8 protein-coding genes, 1 tRNA gene and 1 pseudogene are annotated in these 6,310 nt (G+C 45.1%); 3 read left to right on the forward strand and 7 right to left on the reverse strand.

Annotated elements, in window-relative coordinates; all coding sequences use genetic code 11:
- Positions 1 to 144: 144 nt before the first annotated feature.
- Complete coding sequence (locus O9323_RS00720) at positions 145 to 1,200, reverse strand: ABC transporter ATP-binding protein (protein ID WP_004158737.1); 1,056 nt, start codon at positions 1,198 to 1,200, stop codon at positions 145 to 147.
- A gap of 123 nt (positions 1,201 to 1,323) precedes the next feature.
- Here O9323_RS00720 and O9323_RS00725 point away from each other — a divergent pair, with 123 nt between their 5' ends.
- Together O9323_RS00725 and O9323_RS00730 are read left to right on the forward strand one after the other, a co-directional pair.
- Entirely contained in the window at positions 1,324 to 2,004 is a 681-nt protein-coding gene (locus O9323_RS00725) for a nucleoside phosphorylase-I family protein (protein WP_149107198.1), read from the forward strand.
- Positions 2,005 to 2,058: 54 nt separating this feature from the next.
- Positions 2,059 to 2,140 (forward strand) — tRNA-Leu (locus O9323_RS00730).
- Between the two features lie 116 nt (positions 2,141 to 2,256).
- On the opposite strand, the gene O9323_RS00735 is transcribed toward O9323_RS00730, so the two are convergent.
- Both O9323_RS00735 and O9323_RS00740 read right to left on the reverse strand, forming a co-directional pair.
- The gene (locus O9323_RS00735; protein WP_004158741.1) at positions 2,257 to 2,520 is read right to left on the reverse strand and encodes a DUF4351 domain-containing protein; all 264 of its coding nucleotides are present in this window, start codon (positions 2,518 to 2,520) and stop codon (positions 2,257 to 2,259) included.
- 34 nt (positions 2,521 to 2,554) lie between these two features.
- Positions 2,555 to 3,436, reverse strand: coding sequence for an Rpn family recombination-promoting nuclease/putative transposase (locus tag O9323_RS00740; RefSeq protein WP_043998700.1), 882 nt, complete (start codon positions 3,434 to 3,436; stop codon positions 2,555 to 2,557).
- Positions 3,437 to 3,758: 322 nt separating this feature from the next.
- Here O9323_RS00740 and O9323_RS00745 point away from each other — a divergent pair, with 322 nt between their 5' ends.
- Positions 3,759 to 4,508 (forward strand): Uma2 family endonuclease, encoded by a 750-nt coding sequence (locus O9323_RS00745; protein WP_004158744.1) that lies wholly within the window; start codon positions 3,759 to 3,761, stop codon positions 4,506 to 4,508.
- A gap of 108 nt (positions 4,509 to 4,616) precedes the next feature.
- Here O9323_RS00745 and O9323_RS00750 read toward each other — a convergent pair.
- From O9323_RS00750 to O9323_RS00765, 4 genes and pseudogenes are all read right to left on the reverse strand, one after another.
- A pseudogene (locus tag O9323_RS00750) lies at positions 4,617 to 4,781 on the reverse strand (putative toxin-antitoxin system toxin component, PIN family); the annotation flags it as partial.
- A gap of 21 nt (positions 4,782 to 4,802) precedes the next feature.
- Positions 4,803 to 4,964 carry a hypothetical protein gene (locus tag O9323_RS00755; RefSeq protein WP_288124543.1) on the reverse strand — a complete coding sequence of 54 codons (162 nt, stop codon included), beginning with the start codon at positions 4,962 to 4,964 and terminating at the stop codon, positions 4,803 to 4,805.
- Between the two features lie 60 nt (positions 4,965 to 5,024).
- Entirely contained in the window at positions 5,025 to 5,234 is a 210-nt protein-coding gene (locus O9323_RS00760; protein WP_002791406.1) for a hypothetical protein, read from the reverse strand.
- A 116-nt stretch (positions 5,235 to 5,350) separates the two neighbouring features.
- Complete coding sequence (locus O9323_RS00765; protein ID WP_223210881.1) at positions 5,351 to 6,061, reverse strand: PEP-CTERM sorting domain-containing protein; 711 nt, start codon at positions 6,059 to 6,061, stop codon at positions 5,351 to 5,353.
- Positions 6,062 to 6,310 lie beyond the last annotated feature (249 nt).

The raw sequence follows: 6,310 nt of genomic DNA on the forward strand, positions 1-6,310 counted from the left end.
AGTTATCAGTTATCAGTGGGTAAGTTATCAGTCAATAGTATTAAGCGATAAGCTCGGAGCTGCCTTTTTACTAAAAAAAATCTCCCCACACCCCACACCCCACACCCTACACCCTACACCCACTTTCAAGTCAGATGTGATTTATCAGTCGGCAAATACACGGACGCTATCGGGAATAATCGATAGTTTTACCTTTGTACCGATGTCTAATTGGGTGTTAATCGTTGTTCTAGCGTGGATTTGGCTGCCGGTGGCCGTTAGCAGACAATAACGGTATTCCCGCCCTAAAAATTGGCGATCGCAAATAACCAGATCTCCCGTCTCATCCGGCTTAATTTTGACATCTTCCTCTCTTAGCATCAATTCCCCTTTGTCCAAATCTTGACCATCAGGGATTTCCCAGACTCCTATCTCGGTTTGCCATTGTTCCCCCTCCCGTCTAGCGGGGAGAAAGTTAGCTTGGGTGACAAACTCAGCCACGAATCGCGAGGCCGGATGACTATAAATTTCTTCGGGATTGTTAATTTGTTCTAATTTTCCTTGACAAATGACCGCAATTGTGTCACTGATCACCATTGCTTCCTCCCGGTCGTGGGTGACAAAAATGGCCGAGATACCAGTCGCTTTCAGGATATGACGGATCTCGTGCCGTAACCGTTGCCGGACCTGCACATCGAGATTACTTAAAGGTTCATCTAAGAGGATTAAAGAGGGTTTTGGGGCTAAAGCGCGGGCGAGGGCGACTCTTTGCTGTTGTCCTCCTGATAGCTGATGGGGATAACGTTTTTCTAGTCCTTGCAGTCCGACTAAATCCAAAGTTTCCGCCACCCTAGCGTTAATAGCTCTGCTCGATAATTTCTCCCCAGAATTTTTTAACCCAAAGGCGATATTCTCAGCGATGGTTAAATGGGGAAAAAGAGCGTAATCCTGAAAAACCATGCCTGTATTGCGTTTTTCTGGGGGAATAAAGGTTTTTTCGTCGGCAACTATTAGCCCTCCCAATTCAATCACTCCTTGAGATGGTTTTTCAAATCCCGCAATCATCCGCAGTAGAGTGGTTTTACCGCAACCCGACGGACCCAATAATCCGAGAATTTCGCCCTCTGTTAAACTAAAACTGATATTATCGACAGCTAGAGTAGGAGAAGCGGGAAAACGCTTGTTAACCTCGGATAAACGCAGAATGACAGACTTTTTCATGGTGAGAAAGACAATCGCCCAGTCAGTGGCAGGGCTATTTACTTAAGAATTATTCCTAATTAGTTCACTACTATTATTTATAACATCTCAATGGACTAATTAGGAAACTTTCTCAAAAATTTCATGCTCACACCTGAAGATATTATTCTCGTTCCCCGGGGGGCCGAGCATAGCTCAATCCGTCGAGGATTAAGGAAAATCGGCGATTTAGCCCCGCAAATTATCCCGATTAACCTTGGCGCTCCAGAATTCCTCGACAGTTCCCCAGTCTCTGGGCAATCTCTAGAATTTCTTAATAAGCTCACAGGAAAAATTGTGCTGATGGGATTAGCGGGCAGTCTTAGCGATCGCTATCGGGTCGGAGATGGGGTAATCTATCAAGGTTGTGGCGCGGAAACGGGGAGTTATTGGCAGTGCGAACCAGAAATAACCGCAGAAATCGCCCAATTAACCGGATATAGTCTCGTTAAAGGTTTAACCAGCGATCGCCTGATTAGCCGATCCGAGGAAAAACGACGTTTAGGACAGGGGGGCTATGAGGTGGTAGATATGGAAGGAGCAAGGATTTTAGCGGCTTTACGGGGGCAAAAAGTGGCAATTGTGCGCGTGATTAGCGATGAGGTGACACAGGATTTACCCGATTTAGCCCCGGCAATTGATAATCAAGGTCAGCTGCTACCATTGCCCCTAGCTCGACAAATGTTAATCCGTCCTCTCCCGGCCTTCCATTTGATTCAAGGTTCCCTAAAAGGTTTATCCGTACTAACTCAGGTGGCGCGAAAGTTGTGCGGCAGTAATTTTTAAAAGTTGCTTGCAGATTATTTTTTTTCTGTGCTATAGTGATTAAGCTAAAATCAGGCGGATGTGGTGGAACTGGTAGACACGCACGTTTGAGGGGCGTGTGGCTTACGCCTTGCGAGTTCGAGTCTCGCCATCCGCATAAACTTTTATCTGCCCTCTGACAAGAATTGCCCTTGTCACCCATCGTCAGGGATGGACATTTGGCCATCAAAATTTCCTAACTCACCCTTTCAGGTGGCTTAGGTTTGACTAAGTTTAGTTAAGCGGTTGCGAGTAGCGATTTAGCCAAAGCACTAGGTCGTTTAATGCCGTAAAATCCAACAAAGCCTCAGCCAAGGACTCTAATTGCTCGATTTCTAGGGACTGAATCCGGGCAGTTAACACCTCATCCACCGCACCAAAACGACGTTGCAACAGACGCAAAATCAGGGCAGATTCTCCTTCCAGTTGTCCTTCCAGTCGTCCTTCTTCCTTGGCTTCACGATATACCCTTGTATCTGCCAATTGTAGTCCTAGCATCGCGTCAACCTCCTGCCGACTCAAGTTAGTAAATTTATAGACTATAGCGATTTAGCCAAAGCACTAGGTCGTTTAATGCCGTAAAATCCAACAAAGCCTCAGCTAAGGACTCTAATTGCTCGATTTCTAAAGCCTGAATTCGGGCAGCCAATACCTCATCCACTGCACCAAAGCGACGTTGCAACAGACGCAAAATCAGGGCAGATTCTCCTTCCAGTCGTCCTTCCAGTCGTCCTTCCAGTTGTCCTTCCAGTCGTCCTTCTTCCTTGGCTTCACGATATACCCTTGTATCTGCCAATTGTAGTCCTAGCATCGCTTCCACCTCCTGCCGACTCAAGTTAGTAAATTTATAGACCATAATTGTGGCAATCATTTCTATTATGGCGCGACCTGCTTCTGGATCTGCAATTTGCTGTTGAGTTCGTGCCAGTAAATAGCGAGCTTTTTCTGGTGCTTGGGTTTCTTCCACAGTAGTGAGTACCATCAAGGCAACCCCTAGGGGTAACTGCTGAATTTCCCCTAATTCGTTCAGATAAATCCGATGCACCTGATTACAATTGAGGAGCGCTCGGTAGGGATGGGTGTTACTTTGTTCTAGACTACGGGTGGGATAGATGACAACAATTTGCCAATCGGTAAATCGTTCTCGCTGACGATAAAAATACAAAAATGATTCGCCAAAAACCCGTTCATAGAGTCGTTCGTCTTTTTGAAATTGCACTTCGCAAAAATAGATCACCCCGCTACTATCATTATCGGGTGGCAGGAATACGCCATCGATCTCAAATTTGGGTTCTTTGACGGCTACGGAGTCAAAGCGGTATTCGGTGGCATTATCTGGTGGGTTTTCGAGTAAATCGAAGAGAAGGGAGGGAGATTGTTGGAAAAGCCGGTAAAATATCGAGTCTCGTTTCATGATGATCGGGATTGCACCATAGCTCTTTCCCGATCTTCCCATAAAACCCCCAAAAAAGAGAGAGGAAACCAGTGCCTCCTCTCCCTTGGGCATTATTTTCTCGCTTTGCGGACAGCACCCCTGATTTATTTCCCCTTTGACTCTTGCATGAGTGCCTGAGTGCCTCTCCTAACCAAGAAATTAATCAGCTTGATGACATTAAAGAAAGCCTTGATCCGAGTTTTGATGAAGTGCTTTGAGAAATCGCAGAAAAACAACGAAATCTAAAACCGTAATTTTCTGTTAGAATTGGCAGTAATTAAACACCACGCTTGTCGGAGCTATGGTTAACCTCACCTATAACAAAAATTGCCCTCTTCCCAGTGCCGAAGAATTACCCTCTTCCGATGAAACTCCAGTGGACAATCAGTTACAGAATGATCTTCCCAATCTGCTGCTAAATTTATTAGCCTTAATTTGGTCTGGTCGAGATGATTGGTATTTTGGGGTAGATATGGCTGTTTATTACAACCCAGACGAACCAGCTTTTGTCCCCGATGGTTTCTTAGCAGTTGGAGTTAACCATGATACGGGAGAAAGAGGTCGGTTAAGCTATATTTTGTGGGGAGAAAAGTATATCTTGCCGATTTTGTTTTTAGAGGTAATTTCCGAGAAATATAATAGTGAATATGAGGAGAAATTCTTAAATTACCAAAGCCTAGGGATTCTGTATTATGTAATCTACAATCCTTTCAGTGGCAGAAGGGGAAGATTTAAAAACCGACAAAGATTAGAAATATATAAATTAATCTCAGGGAAATATCAACTTCTAGAAAGTGAGAATAATCGAGTTTGGTTGCCAGAAATTGGCTTGGCACTAGGTTACGAGAAAGGAGAACATATTGCTTGGTATCGGGAATGGTTATACTGGTATGACCAGTCGGGAAATCGCTATCTAACGGCTGAGGAAAGAGCGAACCAAGCTGAGGCGATCGCTGCTCAAGAACGCTTGGCGAAACAAGAGGCTGAACAAAAAGCCATCCGGCTGGCTGAAAGGCTCAGAGCGCTTGGCATTAACCCCGATGAAGTGTAAGGTCTGACTTCTCCAAGGTATCAAAAAGCCCCGCCAAAAAAAGAGAGAGAAAACCCGCGTCTCCTCTCCCTGGGTCATTATTTTCTGCCTTTGCGGACAGCATCACGGTTATTGGCAAAATAGTTTGAGAAAATCGGTAGCGCGATAGATAGGAATTCCCTCGTAGGCGATCATATCTAACAGATCACTGTCCCCGGCGATGATGCAGTCTGCCTTTCCCGCAACAGCGAGGGAGAGAAATTTGTCGTCCTTCCGATCGCGGCAAGCGATGACAGACTCCGTGACGGTGACAGATTAGGAAATGCTAACATACCACTCGATATAATCCATGGCGCTGTCTTGTCGGATATATTCGCGAAATTTTTCCCTGTTTAGTACGGTGAATAGTTCGGCAACTGTATCATCGGAAATTAAGATAATGCCCTGTCTCGCCAAAAAAATCGAACATTCGCTCAAAATTTTCGTTCGGACGGATGCCGAAACTGACAAGAATATTGGTATCAACAACAACCCGCATCACAAATCATCTTTTAACGATGCCATGAGTGCGTCGTGTTCCGCAGCTGTCATGCCAAGAGTTGCGGCCTCGTGCTGTAATTTTCTGGCAATAATAGATAAGCTGGGACAACCTACCATAAGGCGGACAATTTCATCATCCGGTATAAGCGCCAGTGCTTCCCTAATTTCTTTGGCTGTGCCTTGGATTACTGTTGCTTGTGTAGTCATGATTTTTGCTCATTCTAGGGCTAATCCTAGCATAATTCACGACTGAGATGCTACCCATCGAAAAACCTCCCCCAAAAAAAGAGAGAGAAAACCTGCACCTCCTCTCCCTTGGGTCATTATTTTCTGCCTTTGCGGACAGCACTCCCTAGCATTAAGCCGCCCAGGGTGATAAGACCAAGAAGGCTAGAGGGTTCGGGAACAGGAGTCGCATCAAGTGTAACGTTATCGAAAACTAATTGTGTCCCCCCATTATTCGGACGGTCAATAGAGATGCGAATTCCCGCACCCTGATCGGCAATCCCCGCCAGATAAGAAGTGTTGAACGATAAGAACACACCTCTTGACGAAAAGGAACTCTGATTGAATGTAAAACTTGACAAAACGGTATTATTATCACTCCGGCGAAGCGAAATTGTACTGTTCGGCAAGGTCAAGTTGCCCGGTTCATCTAGACGAATACCCGCGAATAAATTGAGCGTGTATCGAGTTCCGGCTTGATAAGTGGCGGCTACGTCTTGATAGATCGATCCACCATTGAAAGCAATAAGACCCGCCTGCGAACCGTCGGGTACTCCGCTTGGAAATTGGGTCGCATTGAATGGCTGAACCCCCGCATTGCCACTACTCACAGTCCAACCGGTAATAACTGGTGAAAAATTAGGGGTTGATGGTGTCTCGAAGGAAAAATTATTGACAGTCACGCTTGCAGCTTGTGCTGCACTAGCCGTTACCAGAGTCGCCAGGGCAACTCCAGAGACAATGCCGAGTTGTTTTATTTTCATGAAAAGAAAAGGGTTAATGGTAGATGATTTGAGTGCTTGCGACATTTAGATTTGGGTTAAGCGATCGGGCAACCCAAAACAATGACAAGCGAATGGTCAAAGGTAAATTACACACTTCCCCCCCCACATTGTATTAAAAGCTACAATTTAATAAATATTTAGGGCTTGCTGAAAAAGTAAGGGGGCAGCAGGAGAAAGATAATTGATTATTCAAGCCGATTGAGAAGATAAGTTTTTGTTGAGATAATTCAGAGAAAATATAACTTTTATTAATAGCAAAGGGGAGAAAACAGG

The sequence above is a fragment of the Microcystis sp. LE19-131.1A genome, from assembly GCF_027532015.1.
Classification (GTDB): Bacteria; Cyanobacteriota; Cyanobacteriia; order Cyanobacteriales; family Microcystaceae; genus Microcystis; species Microcystis ichthyoblabe_A.

Excerpts from the sequence above, each read along its gene's own strand:
- O9323_RS00720 (WP_004158737.1), bottom strand. The coding sequence starts at position 1,200 with ATGAAAAAGTCTGTCATTCTGCGTTTATCCGAGGTTAACAAGCGTTTT.
- O9323_RS00725 (WP_149107198.1), top strand. The coding sequence starts at position 1,324 with ATGCTCACACCTGAAGATATTATTCTCGTTCCCCGGGGGGCCGAGCAT.
- O9323_RS00735 (WP_004158741.1), bottom strand. The coding sequence starts at position 2,520 with ATGCTAGGACTACAATTGGCAGATACAAGGGTATATCGTGAAGCCAAG.
- O9323_RS00740 (WP_043998700.1), bottom strand. The coding sequence starts at position 3,436 with ATGAAACGAGACTCGATATTTTACCGGCTTTTCCAACAATCTCCCTCC.
- O9323_RS00745 (WP_004158744.1), top strand. The coding sequence starts at position 3,759 with ATGGTTAACCTCACCTATAACAAAAATTGCCCTCTTCCCAGTGCCGAA.
- O9323_RS00760 (WP_002791406.1), bottom strand. The coding sequence starts at position 5,234 with ATGACTACACAAGCAACAGTAATCCAAGGCACAGCCAAAGAAATTAGG.
- O9323_RS00765 (WP_223210881.1), bottom strand. The coding sequence starts at position 6,061 with ATGTCGCAAGCACTCAAATCATCTACCATTAACCCTTTTCTTTTCATG.